Genomic DNA, 2537 nt, shown 5'->3' on the forward strand with positions numbered 1-2537 from the left:
GCCATCGACAGCCTGGCCGCCAACGGCGCCAAGGGCTTTGTGATCTGCCCGCCGGACGTGTCCCTCGGCCCGGCCATTGTCGCCAAGGCCAAGGTCAACGGCTTGAAAGTCATGGCCGTGGATGATCGCTTCGTCGACGCCAAGGGCAATTTCATGGAAGACGTGCCGTACCTGGGCATGGCCGCGTTCGAAGTCGGTCAGAAGCAAGGCGCGGCGATGGCCGCCGAGGCGAAGAAACGTGGTTGGGACTGGAAGGATACCTACGCGGTGATCAACACCTTCAACGAACTCGACACCGGTAAAAAACGCACCGACGGTTCGATCAAATCCCTCGAAGAAGCCGGCATCCCCAAAGACCATATCCTCACCGCCGCGCTCAAGACCCTCGACGTGCCCGGCAGCATGGACGCCACCAACTCGGCCCTGGTCAAGCTGCCCAGCGGCGCGAAGAACCTGATCATCGGCGGCATGAACGACAACACCGTGCTCGGCGGCGTGCGCGCCACCGAAAGCGCCGGCTTCAAAGCCGCCAACGTGATCGGCATCGGCATCAACGGCACCGACGCCATTGGCGAGTTGAAGAAAGCCAACAGCGGCTTCTTCGGTTCGATGCTGCCCAGCCCGCACATCGAGGGCTACAACACCGCGCTGATGATGTACGAGTGGGTCACCACCGGTAAGGAACCGCCGAAGTACACCGCGATGGACGAAGTGACGCTGATCACCCGCGCCAACTTCCAGGAAGAACTGACCAAGATCGGGCTGTGGAAATGACCGCAGCGGCACTGCGCTTTGACGGCATCGGCAAAACCTTCCCCGGGGTCAAGGCGCTGGACAACATCAGTTTCACTGCCCACCCGGGGCAGGTACACGCGTTGATGGGCGAGAACGGCGCGGGCAAGTCGACGCTGCTGAAGATCCTCGGCGGCGCCTACATCCCGAGCAGCGGCAGCGTGCAGATCGGCGCGCAGACCATGGCCTTCAAATGCGCGGCCGACAGCATTGCCAGCGGCGTCGCGGTGATCCACCAGGAGCTGCATCTGGTGCCGGAAATGAGCGTCGCCGAGAACCTGTTCCTCGGGCATTTGCCGGCGCGTTTCGGCGTGGTCAACCGCAGCCAGCTGCGCCAGCGGGCGCTGGCGTGCCTCAAGGGCCTGGCCGATGAAATCGACCCGCAGGAAAAGCTCGGGCGCCTGTCCCTGGGCCAGCGCCAACTGGTGGAAATCGCCAAGGCGCTGTCGCGGGGCGCGCATGTGATTGCCTTCGATGAACCCACCAGCAGCCTGTCGGCCCGCGAGATCGACCGGCTGATGGCGATCATCACGCGCCTGCGCGACGAGGGCAAAGTGGTGCTGTACGTGTCCCATCGCATGGAAGAAGTGTTCCGCATTTGCGACGCGGTCACGGTGTTCAAGGACGGCCGCTACGTGCGTACCTTCGACGACATGCGTGCGCTGAGTCACGACCAGTTGGTCACCTGCATGGTCGGTCGCGATATCCAGGACATTTACGACTATCGGCCGCGCGAGCACGGCGAGGTGGCGCTCAAGGTCGACGGTTTGCTCGGCCCGGGCTTGCGTGAACCGGTCAGCTTTGAGGTGCGCAAGGGCGAGATCCTCGGCCTGTTCGGCTTGGTCGGCGCCGGGCGCACCGAGCTGTTTCGCCTGCTCAGCGGCTTGCAGCGCGCCACGGCAGGGCAGTTGGAACTGTGCGGGCAAGCGCTGCAATTGCGCTCGCCCCGCGACGCCATCGCCGCCGGCGTGCTGCTGTGCCCGGAGGACCGCAAGAAGGAGGGCATCATCCCGCTGGGCAGCGTGGCCGAGAACATCAACATCAGCGCACGCGGCGCCCATTCCCGGTTCGGCTGGCTGCTGCGCGAGGGCTGGGAGCAGGGCAACGCCGAGCAGCAAATCCGCGGGATGAAGGTCAAGACGCCGAGCGCCGCGCAGAAAATCATGTACCTGTCCGGCGGCAATCAGCAGAAGGCCATTTTGGGCCGCTGGCTGTCGATGCCGATGAAGGTGCTGCTGCTGGACGAGCCGACGCGGGGCATCGACATCGGCGCCAAGTCGGAGATCTACCAGATCATCCATGACCTAGCGGCCAGCGGTATCGCGGTGATTGTGGTGTCCAGCGACTTGATGGAGGTGATGGGGGTTTCCGATCGCATTCTGGTGCTGAGCGAAGGCGCCCTGACCGGTGAATTGAGCCGCGATCACGCGGACGAAGCACGGCTGCTGCAACTGGCACTCCCGCGGTCGCGGGTTTGAAGCATTCGAGGGCACAGGTATGTCTCAAGTAAAAACTGCAAAAAGCTTCTGGCCGGGTTTCAACCAGCGCAAGTTTCTCGATGACTGGGTGATGCTGCTCGCCGCGTTGGGCATCTTTGTGCTCAGCGCGTTGTTTATCGACAACTTCCTCTCGCCGCTGAACATGCGCGGGCTGGGCCTGGCGATTTCCACCGTGGGCATCGCCGCCTGCACCATGCTGTTCTGCCTGGCGTCGGGGCACTTCGACTTGTCGGTGGGCTCGGTGAT

2 protein-coding genes and 1 pseudogene are annotated in these 2537 nt (G+C 63.6%); all 3 read left to right on the forward strand.

Annotated features, from left to right (window positions below):
* Nucleotides 1–774, forward strand: a 774-nt coding sequence (locus TU80_RS30940) for a substrate-binding domain-containing protein (protein WP_057006137.1), incomplete at its 5' end; no start/stop codon positions are given.
* The gene (gene araG / locus TU80_RS30945) at nt 771–2270 is read left to right on the forward strand and encodes an L-arabinose ABC transporter ATP-binding protein AraG (protein WP_057006138.1); all 1500 of its coding nucleotides are present in this window, start codon (nt 771–773) and stop codon (nt 2268–2270) included. The genes TU80_RS30940 and araG, both read left to right, overlap by 4 nt.
* 19 nt (nt 2271–2289) lie before the next feature.
* Nucleotides 2290–2537 (forward strand): annotated as a pseudogene (locus TU80_RS30950) (L-arabinose ABC transporter permease AraH); the annotation flags it as partial.

The sequence above is a fragment of the Pseudomonas veronii genome (genome assembly GCF_001439695.1).
Classification (GTDB): Bacteria; Pseudomonadota; Gammaproteobacteria; order Pseudomonadales; family Pseudomonadaceae; genus Aquipseudomonas; species Aquipseudomonas veronii.